Below are 23,980 nucleotides of genomic sequence, written 5' to 3'. Positions count from 1 at the left end.
ATCCGGGGCTGGTGCGTCATGTGGAATCGAGTTGCGGAGCCTATGCGGCGAACCGCGTTGCGAGTTCGTCCGCATCAGCACGTTCGAGGGGGATCACCGAGTATCCGCGTGCGGTCAGCCAGGTGTCCCGCTCGTCGTCGTCGGTCACCACGACCGCGACCTTGACGTCCTCCCACAGAACTTCCAAGGGCCAGCCGTCACCCACTTCGGTCCCGATCGTCGGCACGGGCGCGCCTCGCTCCGCGAGCTGCGCCAGCAGCGGTCGCGCCTCGGCATCGACGATGTCGAGCGCCGACTGCCACGGCTGGGACAGACCACCGGCAACCGAGATCTCACGGAAGATCGCCAATGCGCCGCCGCGGGTGAGTCTGTCGTGGTGCCGGGCGTTGCGGTAGGTCCGCAGGCACCCGTAGCAGGAGGTTTCTTCGCCACAGTCGCAGGAGTTGAGTCGTTCGACCGCCCCGGCAAGGACGACCTCGAGGTTCTCGGCGATCTTCTTCGCCGCTCCCGCACCGGCGGGGACGGTGTCGAACAGCACGATGCTGCGGCGGCCGTCGCGGCTCCACGACAGCGTGCCGTCGATGTCGTCGCGGCTGATCTCGAGTACCTTCGATGCGCCCTCGAGCAGCGCGTACAGCACGGACAGCCAGCGCGCCTCGCTGTCCTTGTCGTAGGCCACGTCTCCGAAGGTGAACTCGGCGACGTCCGTCTGGTACCGATGCGCGAGTGACACGCGTTCGAGCGGTCCTTCGCACGGCTGTCCGGTGACGGGCCGTTCGTGTTTGCGCGGTGTGCCTCGTCCGGAGTACGCGGTGGCCCAGCCACACCATGCGCACAGCAGGAAGCCGGCACCCTCCCCTTCGGAGATCACCGCCATGCGTGCCCGGATGCCGGCCTTGGCTTCGACGGCGATTCCGCCGGTGGATTTCCACGTGAACGTGTTCACGACATCCCCGATGTCCTCGACGTAGCTCGCTCCGTTCCACCTCCGTTCCGGCGGTGCGGTACCGACGTCGGTCGCCCTGCGGTCGGCGACGAATCCGTACTCCGGGATCACGAATTTCCGGACGGTGGTGAAAGGCTCCTCGCAGCCCGCGCACACCACGCCGACGTCGAGCGTGCGACCGGCCTCGAATCGCGTGCAGTTGCGGCACACCCGGTACTCGAACTGCTCGAGTTCACGCTTGGGGACTCGGTGCACGCCACGCGAGGTCCACACCTTGCCGCCGGCGACGATCTGGTTGCCCGGTGCGTAGTCGTAGATCGCCTGGCTCAGGTCCCGGGACAATTCGAGATGTGCGCCCACCGGTTCCTGGCAGTGCTGGGTCCGCAGCTCGACCGTGTCGACGGGAAAGCCGTACTTGGGCAGGATGTTCTTGTTGGCCAGGAATCCGAGCAGCTGCCGCTGGTCGATCGTCCGCAAGGTCTTCTGCAGATGCTCGGCGATCCGGAACTGCTCGGCGTTCTTGGCCTCCTCGATCAGTTCGCGGAAGGTGCGGAAGTCGTTTTCGACCTCCTGCTCCACCTTGTCGAGGAGTTCGGCGAGCTCGTCGACCCAGGCGTCGGTGTCGACTCCGATCTGTGTCTGCACGTCGGGGGGCAGGATCTGCCGCAAGTCCTCGCGCATCTCCGCGGGCACCGGGCTCAGGAAGGCCTTGACGCGCGACGCCGGGGAGGCCTCGCCCTGCGGCCCGGACCGGAAGAACTGGCCGGTTTCCTTCCAGGGTGTTCCGCTGGTCTCGGCGCCGTGCCGGAAGTACGCCGCCAGCGCCACCGAGTGCGCGTGTCGTCGGCCGATGCGCTCGTTCTCGATGGGGATCCACGGGATCCGCATCTTCCCCGCGATCATCGACTTCGGGTCCTGGAACTTGGCCAGGTCGTGCGAGTTGCGGGTGGCGTAGGTCAGCACGAGAGCCGCCGACGAGGCGCGTCTGCCGGCACGTCCGGCCCGCTGCACATAGTTGGCGGTCTTCGGCGGCATGTTCCGCATGACCACGGACTGCAGATCGCCGACGTCGACGCCCAGCTCGAACGTCGTCGAACAGGACAGTACGTTGATTTTGCCGTCGATGAACTCTCGCTGGATCTCGGCGGCCTGCTGAGCGGTCCACTGTGCCGTGTGTTCCTTGGCGGCCAGCGGGGCGGGGCTGAGGGTGCCGTAGATGTTGCGGTAGTGGTTGGTGTCCTGCGCGAGCGGGGGGATGTCGTAAGGCAGCAGCTTGCCGGAGCAGCCGCTGTTCGGGCACACACCGCGGACGTTGAACGCGGTGATCCGTCGACACCCGTCACAGCGGTGCCATCGGCAGTCCATGCCGTTGTGGACCGTCAGGAATGTGTGCTCGATCTGGTGCGCGTCGGTTTCGAACTTGTCGGGTGTGTGCGTGATGTATCCGTTGTCGACGAGGAAGCGCCAGCATCCGTCGAGGACCTTCCCGGCGTCGATGTCGTGCCCGAGTGCGGCGAGGACCTTGGTCACGAACCGCACGCGGTTGTTGGTGCTCCCGGCGCGTCCGCTCGGCAACCACGAGATCACCTTGCTCTTCGGGTTCGAGCCGACCCGGGTGATCCGGATACGCATGTTGCGCGGCTCGAAGCGCTCGCTCGTGATGTCGACCTCGTCGAGAAGGTTCACAGCGCCTTGCAGCCGGACGGTCTTGAGCAGTTCGTCGAGCAGATCCCATGCCTCGTCCTCCGTGAGGCCGAGCTGGGTCAGCCCGCGTGGAGCGGACACACCTTCCTTGCGCCGCACCGCCACTCGCATCAGTCCGAGACCCTCGAGGGACTGCTTGTGGTCCATGGTCATGAGCTCGCCCATGACCCACTCGTTGGCGGCCTTCTCGGTGGTCACCCGGCCGGCGGTTTCCGGAAAGTGGTGCGCCGCCTTGGCCTTCTTCAGCGCGATGATCGCGAGATCTTCGACGGTGAGATCCTCGTCTTCGTACTTGCGGTCCTGCAACGCCATGGTCAGATAGCGTCGTTCGAGCAACCGCCCGTAGGTGCGGCCGAGGTACGGAGCGGCGAACGCCGCCGCCTGGCGGGAGTCGGAGAACATCAGCAGTTTGCGTCCGTCACCGACCTGCCCGCGGGCGGTGGTGCCCGCTTCGGCTGCGGGGAGTTGCTGGTACAGGGCGGTGGTGATGACAGCGGGCGCGGCGTTCACGTCGGTGCGCAGCCGCCGGATGATCTGCCGCGCGCTGGCGCCGCATTCGGTACAGGTGCTCATGACCTTCTTGGTGCCGCGATGCTCCCGCACCCGCCGGATCGTGCCATCGGGACAATCCGCGATCGGGCAGAGCCCGTCGACGTCGCTGAGCAGACCGCATCCGGTGCACAGGTAGCGGATGCCGGAATCACCGGCACCGGGGCTGTCCCCGAGGGTTTCGTCGTCCTCGTCCACGCTCGTGTCGGGGGCGTCGGTCAGGACGAGCCACTTGACCGAGGCGTCGTTCTTGACGCTGGGTACGAAGAACTTACCGTTCTTGCGGGTATCGAGATCGCCGGCCAGGTGCACGGCCCCGCAGCGCTGGCAGGTGCCGAACTCGAACATCGCCCGCCCCGTCGTCGGGTCGATCTCGTGCCGGCCGAGGAGAACGGTCGGTTCGTCCCCGAAACTGACGAATGCGCCCTCGGTGGCCCGCACGAACATGTGGTAACGCGCGGAGAGCACGGGGTTGCCGCTGTGATCGGTGACCGACGAGCCGAGCGCGACGAGCGCCTGCAGTTTCTCCCGCGAGCACGGGTCCCCCGGCCACAGCCGCTCCGCCAGCGCGACCGCGTCGAGCGGCCCGCCGGCGAGCACGGTGCGCAAGGTGACGACCGTCTTCTCCGCGTGCAGCGCCTCGGCCGCGTCCCCGTCCGGGGAGCGGGCGGCGAGCGCCGCGAGGTCGGCACCGGGCCTGGACCATTCGAGCAGCTCGTCGTCGCTGAGCTGCCAGGTGCCGGGTTCGCGGCGGTCCGACCGGGTCGGCGTGACCAGGTCCTGCCGGTCGGGGTCGCCGTCGACGTACTCGAATTCGGCCTGGAAGAGATTGCGCGCAAACGTCATCGCCTCGTCGGGGTCTCCGTCGAGGGAGGCGGATGTCGCAACGCACTGCAGTGCCGAGTCCGGTGCGACACGCTGCCGCAGCCGTCGCAACAGCAGTGCGACCTCCGACCCCTGGGCTCCGTCGTAGACGTGTGCTTCGTCGAGCGCGATGAATCGCCATGTCCCGGCGTAGGGGCCGTCGAAGAGGTCGAGATCCGCGGGGCGCAGCAGCAGATACTCGAGCATGGCGTAGTTCGTGAGGAGGATGTGCGGGGGGCGGGCGCGCATCTCCTCGCGGCTGAGCAGTTCGTTGGGTAGTCGCTCCTGCCCCGGGTTCAGGTCCCGAAATCGGCTCGCTGCCTTGTCCGCGTACTCCAGCGTTTCGCCGGTGTAGCGGCCGAAGGTGATGTCGGGCAGGTCTTTCAGCATGTCGCGAAGGCGCTTGAGCTGGTCGTTGGCGAGGGCATTCATCGGATAGAGCAGCAGGGCCCGCACGCCCGGGCCGAGCGTGCCGGCTTCCCGCTCGGCGACGAGTGAGTTGATGACGGGCAGGAGGAAGCTCTCGGTCTTGCCCGAGCCGGTGCCGGTGCTGACCACGATGTTGCGGCCGGCCGTGACCTTGCGGATGGCGCGTTCCTGGTGCTGGTACAGCGGTCGGCGCAGATCGTGGGGGTTCGGGTAGAGCGCTGTCAGCCCGGGATGGAGCACGCCCTCGGCGACGAGTTCGGGGATCGACTTTCCCGGCGCGTACGGCGGGGTCAGCTCGAGCAGCGGTCCTTTCGTGAGCAACCTGGTCTCGTCGATGGCACTGTCGAACGCCGCGGCGATCGCCGGGTCACTCGGCCCGAGCAGGGTCTTGAGGTAGCGTTTGTAGCTGCCCTCGATCTGTTGCGCTGTTGCGAGCGGATCCAGCCGTCCGGTCATGCCTCTTCTCCGATCAGGTCACCGTGGCACGCGTGGGTCACGAGAGCTTCTGCGATCAACAGGTCGGTCATCACGAGCCGGGGGCACAACTGTGCCATGCGTGCCCATGCCTCCTGGAAGTCCGACGTCACCGGCGCGTGCCGCAACATCCGGTGGGCGTCGAGTCGAGCGAGGACCGCCAACGTCAGCGATTGCAGGGGCAGAAGCATCCACTTGTGCGCGCTCGTGTCGACCCCGTCGAGCTTCTCGTTGCGCGCGGCCACCTCCCGGTGGATCAGTCCTCTGGTCCTGCGGACGATGTCGAGCGACCGCACAGTGGCGGACCCGAAGGCCGACGACCATCCGTCCGTCAGCCATTCTCGTCGGGCGTGGAAGGCGTCGATGACGGCGCTGACACGCGTGTCCGTGTCGAGCAGTGCCCCGGGAACGAACCGGGCGGCTGCGATGATGCTCTCCACCTGCGCCTTCGGCAGGGTATCGAACAGCACGGTGTCCTTGTCGAACACGCCCTCGTACAGGGACATCGACTTGCCGTGGCGCAGCACCTCCATCAGCGCTGCGCCGCCCTTGTCCTCGAGGTAGTCGAGGGTCTCTGCGCGTTCCTCGGCAACGTAGGTGCGACGGGCGAACAGAGACGGCAGGTCCGCGATCTCCACCATGCACCCGACCCACGGATCGTGATGCAGATCGTTGAGGGTGTAGTCCGCCCCGTAACTCTTGAACACCAGTCCGGTCCGGATGTACAGCGACATCATGTCCGGGAGGGGGATCGTGCTGTTGCCCAGTGCCTCCAGGGCAGCACGGGGGTTCTCCTTCAGGATGCGGCTCAGCGCCGACCGTGTTCTCTGCGTGTGTACGTCGTGGGCGTCCTGCGGCAGCAACGCCAGCGCGGACCACACTTCGGGCATGCGGACCGCGTCCGACGGCGCGGGCCCTTCGCCGGCCAGGAACCGGGCGAGGTTGTCGCGTTCCCGTGACTCGTCGGGCATCCAGCCCGGCTGGGTGACTTCGATGGCCGACTCGTCCGGCCACGAGGGCGGGGTGATCGTCACCCAGGGGTCGTCGACGAACACCTGCACCAGCAGTGGTCCGGCGCCCACGTATCGTTCCGGCAGGCGGGCTCGCGATGCGCTCACGGTCAGCGTCTGCACGGGCCGCCACGGCGCGGTCCGTGCCCACACGTTGAGGGCGAGGTCTTGCTCGTCGGCGGGATCCTCGAGCACCAGGTCACCGCCGTCGATGCCGATGCCGGCGCACAATGCCGCCGGACGCACGTGCGACAGCACGATCTTGGTGGTGCGGCCGGCCTCGTCGTCGACCAGCGCGACGATGCGGCACCGACCCGCATTGCGGGCGGCATCGACGAAGACGCGGCTGGAAGCCTGGAAGTAGTCGTAGTGCGGGGCGTCGGGGGTGACGTCCTTGAGCAGACGCCCGTTCGGGTCTTCCAGGTGGAAGACGGCAGCAGCGGCACCCGGCGTGTGCACGGCGACGATCCGGTCCTCGTCGAGTTCGGCGGGCGTGAGCACCGCAGCGCTGGTGCGCCACTGCGCCGGCGCTCCGACCGGATCGACGCGCATCTGCACGTACGGCGGCGTCAGTCGCAGCCGGTAGGTACGTCCGGGCCTGGCGACGGTCACCTGCTTGTCGCGTTCTCCGGCGGCGAAGTCGATGCGAGGAGGAGCAACCGTGAGGTCCCATTCGCTGTGCACGGTTGCGGTCACCGGCTTCAGACCACCGCCGACCGGGAATCGGAAGGGTACGCCGTACTCGACCGAGATCCCTTCGGCGTAGAACGCCTGCTGCCGCAGGTCGGTGCCGACGGGACCGGACACTCGAATGTCGAAGAGCCCGAGCACGGCGTCGTCGAACTCTTCGAACGGGTCGACCACCAGGTCTTCGTCGGCGCCGCGGATCTCCGCGTCGATCAACCACGTCGGTGAGTCGGGCCGCTTGACCCGCACCCGCCACGCGATGTCCTGGACGCCGGGGTTCGCCGGCAGAGTGACCTCGGGCCGCGACCCGTACACGGTGAGTCCGTTGAGCGTGGTCAGACCCGCCACGGCCGCACCGTGCTCGAACGTCGGGGTGGCGGGGTCCCGGACGGTGCGCACCGCACCGGGTGGACGGGTCCCTCCGCGCTCGAGCGCGATGGACCCGCTGGTGGACAGATCGAGCTCGGCGACCACCCAGCCCCGCCATCCGGTCACCGTCTCGGCGGGCGCGAGCGGGGTCAGGGTGCGACCGGTGCCGACGTCGACGACCTGCGCATCACTCGGATGCACGGCGAACACGCATCCCCGGGGCAGGGTGGTGTGCCGCGGGATCCACCTGCCGTCGAGGTCGAACACGAGCAGCGGGTCGGTCTTGTCCACGACCGCCACCTGGGCGGTCGCGGCGCTCGGGGTGTGCTGGAGGAGGATCTCGCGCACCGGAGCGGGCACCGGCACCGGCGTGGGCGGGTGCTCCTCGCCCGGCCGGACGCCCCACCCGGGTTCGGCGAGCACCGGGCGGGTGTCACCGTCGAACGACAGTCGCCACGGCACGTCCGGTTCGACGTCCGGGTAGGGCACCTCGACGACGATCTGCCGATCGAGCGGAAGGAAGGCGATGGTCGGCTTGCGCATCCGCCGCCGATGCGGCACGACCGGACGTGGACCGCTGCCGAACGGCCGCTCCTCGACCAGTTCGATCAACCGGTCGAGCAGAATGGTCGGCAGGCCGGTGGTGGAGGTCTCCAGGTCGATGTCGGCCGCGGCCCAGCCGTCGGTGGAGGCGGTGAAGATGAGGAACTCGATCATCCGGTTGAGGATGTCGATGGCGAGCTGGCCACCGTACTGGATGAAGTTGCGGACCGGCACGTCGAGGTCGTTCATCCGGTGTTTCTTGCCGGGCTGGAGCAGCCATTCGATCACTGCGGCGCCGGTCATCTCCGTGCCGCCGACCATGCGATCTTCCAGCAGGTCGACGACGTCGCGCAGGCAGTACACGGGAAAGCCCGAATGCAGCGCCATGAGCTGGACGTACTCGTTCTTCAGTTCGGGAAAGTCCCGCAGCCGGAATTTGCGCAGCAGATCGCGCAACGATCGGCGCAGGGCCTGCTCGAACACCTGGTCCCGCTCGAGATCGAGCTGCAGAAAGAACTCGTCCCAGTAGCGGTGCTGCTCGTAACCCACGCAGGCCTGCCCCACCAGGATCGCGAGCGTCAACGCCGGATACGCGCGGATGACGTCGTTCGGAACGGAACCCCTGCGCAGCATCTCTGCGGCCTCGGCGCCGTACATGCCCTGCAGGTCCCGCAGCTCGTTCTCGTCGAGATTGATCTCGACGACCAGCGATGCCTTTTCCAGCCGCTGCCGGAACTCGAATTCCCGGTCGGACAACCAGTTCTTGCGGAACGACGTACTGCTCAAAGAACCTTGCCCCTCCTCACGATCCTGCGCGCACTGTGCCACATCACACCGACAGACGTCGCAAACAGGGCGGAGTTGTAACCGGTCCGGCCACGGTGGATCGATTCAGAGACTCTGCCCCGACCAGCAGCGGGCACAGCCGCCGCCGGCCGGGAAGTTAACGTGTCCTGCGCGTCCCACGATGAGAAGTGTGTCCCACTCGGGTCGTCCGAGGACGGACCGAAGTCCGACACCGGTTCACGCGGAAGCTCGAGGTTGCGGTGCCCAGGTACAAGTTCAAGTGGTCGAACCTCCCACCCGCGCTTCTCCGGGACCTGAGCGATGCGCTTCTCGAGATCTACGACCCCGATGCAGGCCCGGCCGACGCGCTGCGAACGGTCTACGGCGCTCGCCCCACGGTCGAATTCGTTCGCGAGGCGTGGCCCACGCTCAGGGAATCCTGGCTCCGGAGCGACAAGGAATCCCGGCACCGGATCGTCGACGCGCTCCAGAAGGCGCGGAACGAACACGGCCTGGTCAAGGGCACCAGGGCCCAGATGACGTACCTCCGGGATCTGAGGAACTCCAAGACACTGCGGGACATCGTATGGGCGGAACTGATCGAGGCTGGTGAGGTGGACCGGCACGACGAGCCCGGCCCGCGAGGAGCGATCGGCACGCCGGCGACCCACCCACCGACCGGACAGCGCGGGGAGGACGACACCGTCCGTCCCCGACCGGGCGCACGCGGCGCCGAGGAGGGTGCTGGCATCATTCCTCGGAACGGACCGGTCCTTGTCGATCACACCAGAAAGCGGGTAGCCGAGTTGAGCGCCACGTCGAATTCCGCCGAGCCGCCGGCACTGGACGCGGCGGAACTCAACGTCGCCCCCGGCTCGATCATCGTGGTGCGGGACGAGGAGTGGCTGGTCACCCAGGCCGAGCAGGGCTCCGACGGGTGGCTCGTCCGAGCCCGGGGCCTGTCGGAACTCGTCGCCGACAGCACCGCCGCGTTCTACTCGAATCTGGACCGGATCGAGGTGCTCGATCCGGCGAAGGCTCAGGTGGTGGCCGACGGCTCCGACGGGTACCGCAACAGCCGGCTCTGGCTCGAGGCGCTGCTGCGCAAGACGCCCGTCCCCTACGGCGACCAATCCCTGGCGGTGTCGACCCGCATGCTCGCCGACTCGTTGGCCTACCAGCGCACGGCGGTCGCCAAGGCGCTCGACCCGCAGCACATCCGGCCACGCCTGCTCATCGCCGACGCCGTCGGCCTGGGCAAGACCCTCGAGATCGGCATGATCCTGTCCGAACTGGCGCGGCGCGGCCGCGGCGAGCGCATCCTCGTCGTGACCCCCAAGCATGTGCTCGAGCAGATGCAGCACGAGCTGTGGTGCCGGTTCGCGCTGCCGTTCGTGCGACTGGACTCGGCCGGCATCCAGAAGGTGCGGCAGAAGCTGCCGGCCACCCGCAACCCGTTCACCTATTTCAAACGGGCGATCATCTCGATCGACACGCTGAAGAGTCCCCGCTACAAGGCCCATCTCGAGCGTCAGCGCTGGGACGCGGTGGTCATCGACGAATCGCACAACCTCACCAATGTGGGCACCCAGAACAACGAGCTCGCCCGCGTGCTGGCGCCGAACACGGAGGCGCTGATCCTCGCGTCGGCCACCCCGCACAACGGGCGCGAGGAGTCGTTCGCCGAACTGCTGCGCCTGCTCGACCCGACCGTCGTCGCCCCGGACGGCTCCTTCGCCAAGGAGGACGTCGAACGGCTGTTGATCCGCCGGCACCGCCACCACCCGGAGGTCGCGGCCGAGGTGGGCGGCGACTGGGCCGAGCGGGCCGAGCCGGTGCACCGGCTGGTCGCGCCCTCGCCGGCGGAGGATGCCGTGGCCGCGGAGCTGTCCCGGACGTGGCTGCATCCGCGCTCCGGCAGCTCCCCCTACTCCGGCGATACCAAGGCATTGTTCCCGTGGACGCTGGCCAAGGCGTTCCTGTCCTCCCCCGCCGCGCTCGCCGAGTCGATCCGGCAGCGGCGCGGCAAACTGAGCGACTCGGATCCGCAGCAGCGCGCCGAGCTCGCGGCACTGGCCACACTCGACGAGCTGAACGCGCGCGCCCTCGACGAGACGGCCGGCAAGTTCGCCGCCCTCGTCGAACGACTGAGCGAGATCGGCGTCGGCCCCGGCTCGACGATGCGCGCGGTGGTGTTCGCCGAGCGCGTCGCCACTCTCCGGTGGCTGTCCGAGCACCTGCCGAAGGCGCTGAAACTGAAGCCGAAGAACATCGCCATGCTGCACGGCGGCCTGTCGGACGTCGAACAGCAGGAGATCGTCGAAAGCTTCAAACTCGAGACCTCACCCATCCGGGTGCTCGTGACCGGCGACGTCGCCTCGGAGGGCGTGAACCTCCACGCCCAGTGCCATCACCTGATCCACTACGACATCCCGTGGTCGCTCATCCGCATCGAACAGCGCAACGGCCGCATCGACCGCTACGGGCAGAAGCATCCGCCGGTCATCGCGTCGCTGATCCTCGAGCCGTCCGACCCCGACTTCTCCGGCGATCTGCGAGTGCTCTCCCGCCTGCTCGAACGCGAGAACCAGGCGCACTCCACCCTCGGCGACGTCGCCTCCCTCATGGGCAAACACAGTGTGAGCGAAGAGGAATCGGCGATCCGCAACGTTCTCGCGCGGAAGGCGACCATCGACGACGAGGTGCGCAGCGTCGACGACATCCTCGACGGCGACGACCTCGACGCGTTCTTCGCGCAGTTCGACACCGCGCCCCCGTCGGAGGAGCACCTTCCCGAGGCGCCGCGGCACAGCCTGTACAAGGACGACGTCACCTTCCTCGACGAGGCGTTGCACGCGGCGTTCCACGACGCCCCCGGCCACGCCCCGGCCCACGGCGGCGTCGGCTGGGTCCACCACGAGACCCACTCGATCGCGGAACTGATTCCGCCGAAGGACCTTCGCCAGCGCCTCGGTCAGCTGCCGCAGAACTACCTGCAGCAGGGCCGGATTCTCGAGCGGCTCAAACTCGCCACCTCCCCCTCCGTGGGCGACGCCCAGTTGCGGATCGCCCGCGAGGGCAACGGCATCAACGACACCACCTGGCCCGAGGCGCACTATCTCGGCCCGCTCCACCCCGTCCTCGATTGGGCAAGCGACCGGGCACTGACCGCGCTGGGCCGCAACCAGATCTTCGTCGTTCGCGGCGACGTCGACGTCCCCACGGTGCTGCTGATGGGCACGCTGACGAACAAGCGGGGCCAGCTCATCTCGCGGGTGTTCTCCACCGCCGAGTTCCCCAATCGCGGCAACCCGGATTTCTGCATGGTGGAGACCCGCGAGGATCTCGGGTTTCTCACCGAGGAGACCGGGCTGCGGCCCGACTCGGCCAATCCGGGTCCGGTCGCCGGCGTCGAGCGCTACCAGGCGTTGGTGCCCAGCGCGGTCGCGCACGCCCAGAAGGCGATGCACATGGTGCTCGCCGAGCACGAGGCGGCTGCCGAGCGTCGCCTGGCCGCGTGGCGGCAGCGCGCCGACCGCTGGCACGCCGACGCGGAGCAACTCGAGATGTTCGGCGCCCAGAGGACCCGTGTCGGCAAGCTCGCGCAACGGATCCGCGAGGAGCAGCGCCTGGCCGAACTGCTCGCCCCCACCCAGCAACTCGTGCGGCCGCTCCTCGTGATCGCCCCCGCCGACACTCCCGTCGCCCACGACGCCGGCGGCGCCCCGTCCTCCCTCACGTCCGGAAAGGTTCAGTAGGTCGTGCCTTCTTTCGACTCCCTCGTCATCGGCGAGGACTGGATCAGCGAGCACTACTTCACCACCGACTCGGTGAAGGAATCGTTCCAGGGCAGGGTTCTCGACCTGCGCAAGCACTGGGACGCCGAAGCCAAGGAGGGCCGCACCACCGTGCGGCAGGAGTTCGTCTCCGCGTGCTCGGATCTGCAGGTCCGGCTCGCCGGACTGGCCGAGAACCCGGACGCGGCCGCCGCCGCACACGCACTCGTCCGGCGAGCCCTCGGCTTTCCCGGCGACCTGAGCGAGTTCCACGGCGACCGCGCCGGCACCGAACTCGTCGTGCCGGCGGCCGCGCTGCCCAAGGCGAGCGGTGTGCTGTTCCTGCAGGCCCAGCCGGTCGACTCCGTCGACGAGTTGCTCGACCCAGAGACCGGCCGGTTGATCGAACCGGCGACGGAGGAGAACAAGCCGCTCGCCGCCGTGTCGAAGGTGGTCTCGGCGGTGTTCCGCGCCGACGAACCGCCCGCGTTCGTCGTGGTGCAGGCCGGGCGGTGGATGCTGCTCGCCGAGGCCGAACGGTGGGCCGAGGGCCGTTACCTCGCGGTCGATCTGCTGGTGGTCGTCGAGCGCCGCCACGAGGCCCGCGGCGGCGAACTCGACCGCGTGGTCGCGATGTTCGGCCGGCACGCCCTCACCCCGGACGCCGACGGCAACATCTGGTGGACCGGGGTGCTCGAGGATTCGGTCAAGCACACCGTGGGGGTGTCGAAGGATCTGCGCGAGGGCATCCGGCTGTCCATCGAGATCATCGCGAACGAGGTGGTGCGGCGGCGGGCGGCGCGCGAGCTGCCCCTCGACGGCATCGACGGCCAGGAGCTGGCGAAACACTCGCTGCGCTTCCTGTACCGCATCCTGTTCCTGCTGTACGCCGAGGCGTCGCCCGAGATGCGGGTGCTGCCGACAGGCGCGCCGGAATACGGCGAAGGATACGGCCTCGACCGGCTGCGGGAGCTGACGCTGACCGAGCTGGTCTCGCCGCAGGCCAAGCAGGGCACGCACCTGTACGAGTCGCTGGCGACGCTGTTCCGGCTGGTCGACCGCGGCCACACGCCCCACTCGGCGGACGTCGGGGCGGACGATCCCGCGCCCGGACTCGAGTTCCAGCCGCTGCGTGCCGACCTGTTCGCACCCGCTGCCACGGCGTTGATCGACGAGGTCGGGCTCGGCAACGAGGCGATGCAGCAGGTGCTCGAGCATCTGCTGCTGTCGAAGGAGGCGAAGGGCCGCAAGGGCGCCGACCGCGGCTTCATCAGCTACGCCGAACTCGGCATCAACCAGCTCGGCGCGGTGTACGAAGGCCTGATGTCCTACACAGGGTTCTTCGCCGAGGAGGACCTCTACGAGGTGGCGAAGAACGGCGACCCGGAGAAGGGCTCGTGGGTGGTGCCCGTGACGCGGGCCGATCACCTCTCGGAATCCGACTTCGTCAAGATCCAGAACGAGGCGACGGGTGAGTGGACTCCCGTCGTCCACCACAAGGGCACCTTCGTCTTCCGCCTGGCCGGGCGCGAGCGTCAGCAGTCCGCGTCGTACTACACCCCCGAGGTGCTGACGAAGTTTGTGGTGTCCCAGGCGCTCGAGGAGCTGCTGGACCAGAACGACACCCGCACGACTCCCGACGAGATCCTGCAGTTGACGATCTGCGAGCCGGCCCTGGGTTCCGGCGCCTTCGCGATCGAGGCGGTCCGGCAGCTCGCTGCCGAGTACCTCAAACGCAAGCAGGAGGACCTCGGCAAGCTGATCGACGCCGATCAGTATCCGGTCGAATTGCAGAAGGTGAAGGCGCACATCGCGCTGCACCAGGTGTACGGGGTGGACCTCAACGCCACCGCCGTGGAGCTGGCCGAGATCTCGCTGTGGCTCGACACGATGGTCGCGGGACTGCAGGCCCCGTGGTTCGGCCTGCACCTGCGGCGCGGCAATTCGCTGATTGGTGCGCGGCGCTCGGTGTATGCGCCGACCCAGCTCACCAAGAAGACGTGGCTGTCCACGTCGCCGAAGGACGTGCCGCTCGGCGAGGAGATCGGCGCCGGCATCCATCACTTCCTGCTGCCGAGCCAGGGCTGGGGTGCGGTGATCGACACCCCGGAAGCGAAGACCTACGCGCCGGACAAGCGCGAAGAACTGCGCCTGTGGCGCAACGGGATCCGCGCGAATCCGAGTTCTGCGATCAAGAAGCGCCTGGCGGCACTGGCGCAGCGAGTCGAGACACTGTGGCAGTTCACGCTGCGACGCCTGACCATCGCCGAGTCGGAAGCGCGCCGCACCATCCACGTCTTCGGCGCCGACGAACCCGAGCACACCCCTGCCGTCACGCGGGAGCAGATCGAGCAGGTGCTGCACGACGAGAACGGCGCCTACCGCCGGTTGCGCCGCGCGATGGACGCGTGGTGCGCGCTGTGGTCGTGGCCGTTGACGACGGACATCGCACCGCCGGACTGGGATCAGTGGCTCGGCGGCCTCGAAGCGATCCTCGGTGTGCCGCCGAAGGAAGGCAAGTTCGAGAAGTACGGGCAGACGAGCCTTGCGGGGGATCTCGATTGGCGTGAACTCGACGTGGCGGAGGACACCGACCGCACGTTCTCGCGGTCGCTGCCGATCACCAAGGCCCTCGACGGGTTTCCGTGGCTGGCGGTCGCCGAGACCATCGCCGACGCCCAGGGCTTCCTGCACTGGGAACTGGACTTTGCGCCGGTGTTCGCGCGTGGCGGCTTCGACCTGCAGGTGGGTAATCCGCCGTGGGTGCGACCCGATTGGGACGAGTCCGGGGTGCTGGCCGAGTTCGACCCGTGGTGGCAACTGGCGGACAAGCCTGCAGAGGCTATCAAGCGCCGTAAGCGTGAGGAGACGCTTGCTCGAGAAGGAGCGCTGGGTGCCTTCCTGGACGAGCGCGCCCGGCAGTCCGGGTTGAAAGAACACCTTGGTTCCAGCGTGGATCGTCCGGTGCTGGCGGGACTGCAGCCCGATCTGTATCGGTGTTTCATGGAGCACACGTGGCGGTCGATGACACCGGACGGGATCGTGGGGCTTATTCACCCCGAAAGCCACTTCACGGAGTTGCGAGCGCGCAACCTGCGTCGCGAGACATATCGACGACTGCGACGCCACTGGCAGTTCAAGAACAACGCATATATCTTCCGCGAAATCAGCGACAAACGCGACTTCGGCGTGCACGTCTACGCAGCAATCGGTCGCCAGATCGCATTCTTACAAGCAGGTTGGATATTCCACCCCAGCGTCCTCGAGAGATCTTTCCACCATGATGGTTCAGGACAGCCTCCGGGCGTTCGCGATGGGGACGACAATTGGGATATGAGACCTCATCGGGAACGTATTGTTCAAGTTGATGATTCAGTTCTTGCCCGCTGGGCCGACCTTATCGACGAACCCGGTACCCCCGCCGCCGAAGCCCGCATGTTGTACCCGGTGAACCGGGCCAGCGCCGAGGTGCTCGACAAGATCGCGGCCGCACCCCGCCTCGGCGACTTGGACTTCGACTGGACCGCGGGCTGGCATGAATCAGCCGACCGCAAGCTGGGGTTCTTCGAATCTGCCTCCGCGATCCCCGCCCGCTGGGAAGACGCCATCCTGCAAGGACCACATCTCACAGTCGCCACACCACTGAATCAACAGCCCAACCCGACAATGCGCAGCAACCAGGATTATTCGCGCATCGACCTCGACTCAATCGGCGAGGACTTCATTCCTCGCACCAACTACCAGGTCGCGAAACCGTACGACGAGTACATCGCCGCCTACCCCAAATGGCACGGCGAACCCAGCTCGTCGTACTTCCGCCTCGCGTGGCGCGAGATGTGCGATTCGGCGACCGTCCGCACGTTGCACTCGGCGCTGATCCCGGTCGGCCCTACCCATGTCGGCGGACTGCTCTCGCTGTCGGTTGGCGACTCGATCGATCTCGCAGTAATGGCGGCATTCACCGGCTCGCTAGTCGCCGACTTCTTGATCAAGGTAATGGGAGTCGGCCACGTGAAGACGTCTGCACTTGGGAAGGCTCCACACGTTCGCGATCACCAACTCGAACCGCAACTCATACTGCGCACCCTGCGCCTGAACTGCCTCGTCCGCCCCTATGCCCCGCTATGGGACGAGTTGTACAACGACGCCTGGACTTGCGACTCCTGGGTCCCCCACATCGGCGTCGACTACGCCGATCGTGCCCCGCTCGGCGCCATAGGTCCGACGTGGAAGTGGTCCACTCCCGTACGCCGCGCCGCCGACCGCCGGCAGGCACTAGTGGAGATCGACGCCATCGTCGCGATCATGCTCGGCATCACCGCCGAAGAACTGCTGACGATCTATCGCACGCAGTTCCCGGTACTGCAGAAGTACGAGCGCGACGCCCTGTACGACGCGAACGGACGGCAGCTTCCGGGCAAGCTCGCATCCGAATACCGGAAACGCGGCGCCTTGAAATCGTCGGAGCTCACCGTCGACGGAATCACCTACGTAGAACCCTTCGTAGGCGTCGATCGCGAGCGCGACATGGAACTCGCCCACAAGCATTTCACGTCCCTGTTGTCGGACTGATCCGTCACTCGGGCGGCACTTTGACGGATCGCTGCGCGAAAGGTGCACTGACACTGTGGAACACGCTTTCGACCTGGCCTTGGAACGCCTGGTGTCCGCCGCCGATGCCGGCCGCCGCCGTGCCTACGTGTGCCCGTGCTGCTGCGGCCGGGTGCACCCACGCGGCGGATCGAAGGTTCCTCACTTCGCGCACAATCCGGGCGAGGGCACGCCGCTGTGCGAGCAGTACCATCCCGGATCCGGCAACTACGGGTCGCCCGGTGGTTTCTACGGTGAGGCAGGTACGCCCCTGTTTCTGCACCTGCACGAGGACGGCACCGGGTGGACCCTGTTCTTCGACCTCGAGCCACTATCCTTAGCGGAGAGTCGCCGCTCTTTGCCGTCGGTTCTCGCATTCGACGGACTCGAATTGCACCGGCCCGGTTCGCGTCCTCGGAAACTGCGGGCAGAATCGCTGTGGCCCGGCGCCGGTCGCACGACAGTGAAGGTAGAACCGTCACGGCAGCACACCACTGTCAACACAGTGGGCCAGTGGCCATCGGGCATCCGACCCAACCGGTGGCGAAGCACCCTGACCGGGCTTTCACCGAACGGGGTACTGTTCGTCCCCTACCGCGGCGGAACCTTCCGTCGATACGACTGGGCGACACCGGTTCATTGGGGTGACAGAGTGGTGCTCGTCGGCCCGGCACATTGTGCTCCGCCCGGCGCGCTCGACGTCGTTTCCCTGTCGACGACCTCCACTGCCGAAGGCACGTGGCACGCGTGGCTGGTTCGCCTGCCTCGATCGTTCGACCTCACCGCCTACCGGTGGCTGAGCAAGTTCGGGATCACCATCGAGCAGCGCCGGGAGAAGACACGAATCGTGTCGCCGCCCATCGAGTACGGCGCCGGTGGTGTGCCTCGCTTTCTTCTCGGCGATCCGATCGTCGTCGCGCCGTCACCTCAGGCGGGCGTTCTGGCCGCGGAATCGTACGCAACCATGAATGCGAAAAGCCTGGGACGCAGGCGGGTGGCGGGATCAGCGCCCGCCTATGCAGTCACCGCTGTCGAATCAGGCGCGTTGCGCATTCGGACCGATGCGGAACGGGATGTCGCCCGGGTGGACATCGTCACCGAAGGCGACATCGAACTCGATACTTCGGCTGCCGTCTGGTGCGTGCGACATGCCGACGGTGTTCTGCTCCCCTACACGTCGCACCGATTCGCAACCCGCGACGTGGCACCAGTTCTCCATTCCGACATCCCGGCCCTCCGATATACCGTCACAGCAAAACTCCCTGACGATCGCACCGAATCTGTTCGGTCGGTCGGTTCCTCTGCGGCGACGGACTGGATCCGGCAACGAGTCGCCACGGCGACGGGCATCGAGATCGAGGCGGGAAATCTGGGGTTCCTCCGCCTCGAGCTTCCGCGGTCCGGGCGCTCCCGCCCCGCTGAGCCCCCGCCGGTGCATGCTCGTCGATCCAACTGGCCTGCCGCATACGCCCTCTCGTTGGACACCGAGTCGAATCCAGTTGTCCCCCATTGGCAGATCGGCACGGGCAGGGCAGCTGCGACCCGGATACGCCGATTGCCTAATGTGGGTCCATGGCAGTGATCTCCGGTACGCGCGTCGTCGGCCAGGTCGACTTCAGAAATGACCGCTTCGCCGTCGTGACACCCGTCCACGACGACAACGGCACCGGTTGGAAGGCCGCGGACCCGGATCACTACCCGACTCGGGGCAAGGTCTTCTGGCGGCAACCGTGGCCCGACATTCACACCGGTGCGGTGGTGTTGTTCGAACTTGCCGAGGGAAAAGGCGAGCCGGACCACTTCGCAGTATCCAGGGCGGAATTCCTGTGTCCGGTTCTGGACTACGGACTCTTCTCGTACGACGAGGCGATCGAGCGTCTGACAAGCAATCGCCAAGAAGTCAGCGAGGAAATCAGGGCGGGCAAGGACGTCTATGCGTGGTGCCGGGACGAACTCCTCGTGGGGCCGCTTACTCCGAGAATCGACGGGGCGCGGTTCTTCGTTCCTCCGGATTCCGTGCGACTCGAGCGTGTCCCGTACCGCGAGGAGGAAAGCGCGATATTCTCGATGCCCAACGGGCGGTACTATTGCGCCCCCACCTCGCCGGTGACCGGGCACCTCGATTGCCGATCCGATGCCGAGATCCTGAGGACGGCTGTGCGCGATGCCGTCGCCGTCGCCGAGAAGTCCTCGATCGGAATTCCCGGATTCCTGGCGACCAAAGCCCTGATGCAGAAGGCAGCCGATGCGCTGCGTGAAGGTGACCGTCTCGACGATCGGCAGTACAAGCTCGACCGCATCACGAGGGCACTGAAGATCTGTAGGGAAAGCGATGTGGTGCGATCGAAGGCAAAGGACATCGCCGCGACCCTACGAGAGCACCCCGAGGTCAAACCGGAGCTCGACCGGCAGATTGCCGAAGTGCGGGAGAAGGCCATCGAGGCCGCCCAGCATGAGATCGGCAAGGAGCTGGAAGCCGAACGGCAGGCGCTGAACCAACTCCGCGAGGAGGTCTCGGCTCTTCATAAGCAGCGGACCGAGCTGCGGTCGGAGGTGGAGCAGACGAAACGGCAGTTGGCGGAGTCCGAGGACGCCGTGTCCCGGCAGCTCGAGTCGCTCGAGGACTCGGTGACCGACCGGATCGCCGTACTGGTCGACGGTGCCACCGACCTCCTCAGCGATTCCATCCTGTTCCGTGCGCTCGGCGTCGGTTCTTCCGGTGGCGGCGGGGACGAGAAGCCGACTTACTCGACAGCGAACCCGTTCGCCGGTGGCCGGGCCCGCCCAGTGCCGCACGGTAAACCGGTGACACAGATGTTTCAGGCCGCCGCCGACGCCGCCGGCGTCGGCCTGAGCGCCCTGATCCGACTCCATGCCGCAATGAGGGCGGGGCTGATGCCCATCGCGACAGGCAACGGAGGCTCGGCCGCGCTCTCGGCATACGCAACCGCAGCGTTCGGCGCTCGGGTAGCAACTCTTCCCGTTGCGCACGACTTCCTCCATCCCGTCGACCTCGTCGGTGTCCGGGCATCGAATCCCGCCGTGATACGGATGCATACTGGCCTGCTGGTCGGCGCCGACGCGGGTGTGCGCGACGGAGGTGCCGGTGTGCTCGTCCTCGAGTCGTTCAACCAAGCCCCGACCGAGTCCTACCTGCTGCCGTGGCTGCAAACCCCCGACCGGGCGATCGTCGTTCCGGAAGCCGCGCGGCGGATTGTCGGTACGTCCCGCGTGACGCCGCATTCGGATCTGTTCGTGGCAGCGACGGCGGCCGCAGGAACGACGACTGCGCCACTGAGCCCCGACATCTGGGGTTTCGCCGTAGCAATCGACGTCCCGCGGGCGGTGCCCGACTCGTCGCGCCGCGTGGCGCCGACGGTCATCGAACGCATGCCTCTTCCCTCCCTGTCGTCTCGGGTCGCATCGACGATTTCCAAGATGGAAGCTGCGCTCGGTGACTACTGCGAGATCGACGAGGGAGTGCTCGGCACGGCCCGAAAATTCGCCGCCGGGCTCGCGGAGTTCCAGAACGACGGTGGCGTTGTCTCGTCGCTCGTGGAATGCGTGATGATTCCGGCACTGGCCTCGAGCCTGTCCGGCCCCGAACTGACCGAGGCCGTCGACATCGCGCTCGAGTTCGATGGTTCGAAGGATCCGAAGCGGCGCCGAGCAGTTCATCACCTCGCTCGGCGTTTCCAGCGGCGGTTCGCATGATCACCGGCGCGCCTCGGATCGAGGAGCTTCCTCCCGGGTCCGCTGCACAGCACGTGCGCACCGCGCTCAGGCTCCCGCCTGTCACGCCTTCGGCCGAGCTCAGCTACGAATTGCTGCGTGCCGTGGCGTGGGCGTCGACCGGCGGTCGCGTCCCGGTCTCGACGCGGACATTGCTCGACCGCGCGGTCGGGCTCGACGCGGCGCTTCACGACGGCGACGTCGACGCGACGGCTCGCAGGCACCTGCTGCGGGACCGGCTCGAGGATCTCGCCGCGGTCGGGGATCTCGCCCCGCTGCCCCGTGGTCAGTGGTTGGCCGTTCCCGGGTGCATGGTGCAACTCGATGCGGCCGACCCGGACGGTCGCCTGCTGGTGAGCGGTGTGCCTGTACGTCACCTCGACACCAGGCTGCGGAACGCCGTCGCGCTGGACGGTGCGAGACGAGTCTTGAACAGGCGCATCAGGGCGGCAGACGTAGGCATGCCCGTCCTCGGCTTCGAGGACTGGGCGCGCCGACCACGCCGGTCGCTGAGGGACTGGACCGAGAGTCTTCTCGCCGACAGTCTCGGTGCGATCCCGGAAGACGTCGAGGTTTCCGCACTTCGCTTCTACGTTCCGGCACACGCACATCCCGGCGCTCGCCAGTCCGAGCGTTGGTTCGGTACCGACCCTCGCCTCGAGGGTCGGTACCTCGCGCGGGCCGACGCGCTCGGTGGCTGGACGCAGTTCTTCGTCGTCGAACTCCGTGCGGGCACCGTCGCCGGCATGCGTGAGCAGGATCCGCACGACGTCCGCCGGCTCATGTACGGGCTGGACCGCAACGCTGGGAATCCGACGGTGGTCCGCTGGGTGGAAGCGAAGCACGAGGTCCAGCTGCGACCGACGAGCCCGCTGCCGTACGCCGAGACCCGGGTGCTGACGGCGCTCGCCGATTCACGGACCGACAGGGGGTGGGTGTTGACCCGTCATGCCGGCACGATCCGCCGAGTCCTGACGGAGCTGGGCGTCACGCTGCAGACCGGTCCCGTCCAGGGCGCCGGCTCGGCACGGAGACCGCGGCACACCACTCGCGCCACCCCCCGACGGAGCTGACGTCCATGCTGACACTGCCGCCTGCCCTCCGGCAAACCGACGACACCGAAGCCGTGGCCCTGCTTCGGCAGTACTGCCGCGAGGACAACCAGGGACGCACACGTACCGGGGTGCAATGGGATACCTGGGATTCCACCGGCACACGCACCACGGACGTCGATGTGTTCACTGCCGACGATCTCGTGGCGGTGACGTTGTTGTCGGTCCGGGTCTCGGGCGAAGGGGCACGGATGCTGCTCGCCGAGCGGCGCGAGGAGTTCGGCGCGCTGCTCACCGCGGTCGGGCCGGACCGCGACCTCGTCGACGAGGAGGACGAGATGACTCCGGCCTCACCGGTGTGGCAACTCGAGCAGGCGTTGCGCACCGTGCCGAGCGTCGGCCGCACCACCGCGTCCAAGCTGATCGCGCGCAAGCGCCCCCGGCTGTATCCGATCTACGACGCGGTGGTCGGCAACGTCCTCGGTACCGAACGCGCCTACCTCGAGCCGACCCGACGCGCACTGCGCGCCGAGGGGCGCCGGCTGCACGCCCGACTGCTGTCGCTTCGGGACGCGGCGGGCCTCGACGGCACCGTCCCGGCCGTCCGGGTGCTCGACATGATCGCGTGGATGCACGGCAAGAACTCCGGCGTTCGCCGAGCAGACCCTGTTGCGGGCGGATAGCCAGGGTCGTCGCGCAGGGGCGTCTCACGGCACGGTGGTCGGGATCGGGCTCAGTCCTGCCACGGCGGGAACTCCCCCTCCGCGCGCATGTTCGGATCGTCCCACCACGGGTCTCCGTAGATTTCGTAGGGATCGCCGAGTTCGCGCAGCCGCGTCTCGCCGAGGGCGGTGATCTCCGCGCGGAACACCTCTGTGGTCGCCGCCTGACGGGGGGATGCCTCCAGGTAGCCGACCTCACCGTTGAAGCCGTGCGCGATCCGGTCCATCGCCTCGTCCAGTGGAACGTCCCACGGCTCCCACGGCCGGCCGTCTCCGGGCCAGCCGCCGAGACGGAGATATCCGCGTTCCGCCAGGTCGCGAATGATCGCGAGAACCCGACCGGACGAGCAGTCGTCGGGGGTGATCCGTTCCGTCAGGGCGACGAACGATCCCAGCGGCATCCAGTCGTCGGACAGTTCGTAGAGCAGGAAATGCTCGAGCCGGGGATCGATCATGCGACATGCACCTTCATTCTCCTCAGATTCGGAAACACCACGTCGATGGTGGTGCCGCCCGAGCTGCTCGACTCCCGAATTCTCACCTCGGTGCCGTCGGGAAGGACCACCGCCCTGCCCGCGTACGATCCCGTGTCGATCGCCCGGCCTTCCTGCGCGAGTCGGTCGTACAAGTCCCGGATCTCCTCCTCGGTGGCCATCTGCCGGTTGGGCTTGTTGCGACCGGGCTCGGTGTTCTCCTGTAGAACCTCCCGGACGCCATCCTGGTCGACCGGACCGGAATCGGCGAAGAAGTCGCCCGGTATCGCGTCGCTGATCGCCCCCCACGCGTCCGCCCCGAACCGGTCGACCAGAGCGAAGGCGAGCGCACCCAGCGACACCACCCCCGCAGCGACAAGCGCCTGGGCCGCCGCATCGACGGCCACCGCCACTCCGATCGCGACGGGCACGAATCCTTGGATCGTTTCCGACGATGCGAGGGCGTCTGCCGCGCGAACAATGTCCTGTGCCGCCGCGACGTCGGCGTCCTCGACGGCCACGCGTCTGTCGTCGATGATCTGCCGCCACTGCATGACCACCTCCCGAGGCATCGATTCGGCCGCACGGATCGACCAATCGTCGTCGACCGCCACCCCGGCCGCCTCCGCGTCGACCACGACGGCCCGCAATTCGCGGCGGCGCCGCTCCAAGGCGCCGAGCCCGGCCGCGATCGTCGCGCGAAGATCATGGATGGCCTGCGCGTCCCGTGCCACCGCCGTCCGGACACGTCGCATGCGGTCGGCGGCCGCCGCCTGCGCGTTGCCGCGCCACGCCCCATTGCCGTGCAGGGCGTCGATCTCGCGTCGCAGGGAATCGACACCGTCGGCGATCAGCTCGCCGGTCCGGTCCAGGTCGGCGCAGGCGTCGACGACCGCGCCGGGGTTCCACGACTCGACGAGGCTACGCGGGGACGAGGTCTTCACGTCCGACACGCCTGCGGCATATCGGATACTCCGGCGAGGCGCGCGAACTCCGCGGCGACCTCGGTATCGCAGCGGGCGTACGCGGCGGCGCACTCGGCCGTGAGCGATCCCAGACCGGTCATCGCCTCCGCGAGAGCGCCGAGCGTCGCGGCGACACGTGCGTCGGCATGCCGCAACGCCGCCGACACCGCGGTGCCGACGAGGGCATCGTCGGCGGTGCGCAGCGCGGGGTGCGCCGCACGCTGCCGCAGCGTCTCCCCCACCGCCTCGAACCTGCGGGCAACGGTCCGCAGGTCGTCCAAGACGACCACCACGTGGTCGTGTTCTTTC

General features: G+C 67.6%; 11 protein-coding genes. 6 read left to right on the top strand and 5 right to left on the bottom strand.

Annotation, left to right across the window (positions count from 1 at the left end):
- Positions 1–40 precede the first annotated feature (40 nt).
- Complete coding sequence (locus F1734_RS13230) at positions 41–4,948, bottom strand: DEAD/DEAH box helicase (RefSeq protein WP_203010671.1); 4,908 nt, start codon at positions 4,946–4,948, stop codon at positions 41–43.
- On the bottom strand, positions 4,945–8,361 hold the full coding sequence (locus tag F1734_RS13225; protein WP_040271251.1) for a hypothetical protein: 3,417 nt from the start codon (positions 8,359–8,361) through the stop codon (positions 4,945–4,947). The genes F1734_RS13230 and F1734_RS13225 overlap by 4 nt, the downstream gene beginning before the upstream one ends.
- A 260-nt stretch (positions 8,362–8,621) precedes the next feature.
- Here F1734_RS13225 and F1734_RS13220 point away from each other — a divergent pair, with 260 nt between their 5' ends.
- Genes F1734_RS13220 through F1734_RS13195 form a run of 6 tightly spaced genes read left to right on the top strand, consistent with a single transcriptional unit; the run spans position 8,622 to position 22,194 of the window.
- Positions 8,622–12,119 carry a helicase-related protein gene (locus F1734_RS13220; protein ID WP_238423947.1) on the top strand — a complete coding sequence of 1,166 codons (3,498 nt, stop codon included), beginning with the start codon at positions 8,622–8,624 and terminating at the stop codon, positions 12,117–12,119.
- 3 nt (positions 12,120–12,122) lie between these two features.
- Positions 12,123–16,709 carry a DNA methyltransferase gene (locus F1734_RS13215; RefSeq protein WP_203010670.1) on the top strand — a complete coding sequence of 1,529 codons (4,587 nt, stop codon included), beginning with the start codon at positions 12,123–12,125 and terminating at the stop codon, positions 16,707–16,709.
- Positions 16,710–16,764: 55 nt separating this feature from the next.
- The gene (locus F1734_RS13210) at positions 16,765–18,309 is read left to right on the top strand and encodes a competence protein CoiA family protein (RefSeq protein WP_203010669.1); all 1,545 of its coding nucleotides are present in this window, start codon (positions 16,765–16,767) and stop codon (positions 18,307–18,309) included.
- Positions 18,300–20,441, top strand: a complete 2,142-nt coding sequence (locus tag F1734_RS13205; protein ID WP_203010668.1) for a coiled-coil domain-containing protein — start codon at positions 18,300–18,302, stop codon at positions 20,439–20,441. The genes F1734_RS13210 and F1734_RS13205 overlap by 10 nt, the downstream gene beginning before the upstream one ends.
- The gene (locus F1734_RS13200) at positions 20,438–21,532 is read left to right on the top strand and encodes a hypothetical protein (protein WP_203010667.1); all 1,095 of its coding nucleotides are present in this window, start codon (positions 20,438–20,440) and stop codon (positions 21,530–21,532) included. The genes F1734_RS13205 and F1734_RS13200 overlap by 4 nt, the downstream gene beginning before the upstream one ends.
- Before the next feature lie 5 nt (positions 21,533–21,537).
- Entirely contained in the window at positions 21,538–22,194 is a 657-nt protein-coding gene (locus F1734_RS13195; RefSeq protein ID WP_203010666.1) for a DUF6308 family protein, read from the top strand.
- Positions 22,195–22,244: 50 nt separating this feature from the next.
- Here the strand turns inward: F1734_RS13195 and F1734_RS13190 are convergent, their stop codons facing one another.
- From F1734_RS13190 to F1734_RS13180, 3 genes are read right to left on the bottom strand one after another with little or no spacing between them, the layout of a single operon-like run.
- Positions 22,245–22,688 carry a hypothetical protein gene (locus F1734_RS13190; protein ID WP_203010665.1) on the bottom strand — a complete coding sequence of 148 codons (444 nt, stop codon included), beginning with the start codon at positions 22,686–22,688 and terminating at the stop codon, positions 22,245–22,247.
- A complete protein-coding gene (locus F1734_RS13185) occupies positions 22,685–23,659 on the bottom strand; it encodes a WXG100 family type VII secretion target (RefSeq protein WP_203010664.1) in 975 nt (324 codons plus the stop codon). The genes F1734_RS13190 and F1734_RS13185 overlap by 4 nt, the downstream gene beginning before the upstream one ends.
- Positions 23,647–23,964 (bottom strand): hypothetical protein, encoded by a 318-nt coding sequence (locus F1734_RS13180; protein ID WP_203010663.1) that lies wholly within the window; start codon positions 23,962–23,964, stop codon positions 23,647–23,649. Before F1734_RS13180 ends, F1734_RS13185 begins: the two co-directional genes overlap by 13 nt.
- Positions 23,965–23,980: the final 16 nt, after the last annotated feature.

This window comes from Rhodococcus ruber, from assembly GCF_016804345.1.
Taxonomy (GTDB): Bacteria; Actinomycetota; Actinomycetes; order Mycobacteriales; family Mycobacteriaceae; genus Rhodococcus; species Rhodococcus ruber.
The sequence above is the reverse complement of the archived record's forward strand: the minus strand, read 5'-3'. Positions and strand labels throughout refer to the sequence as shown.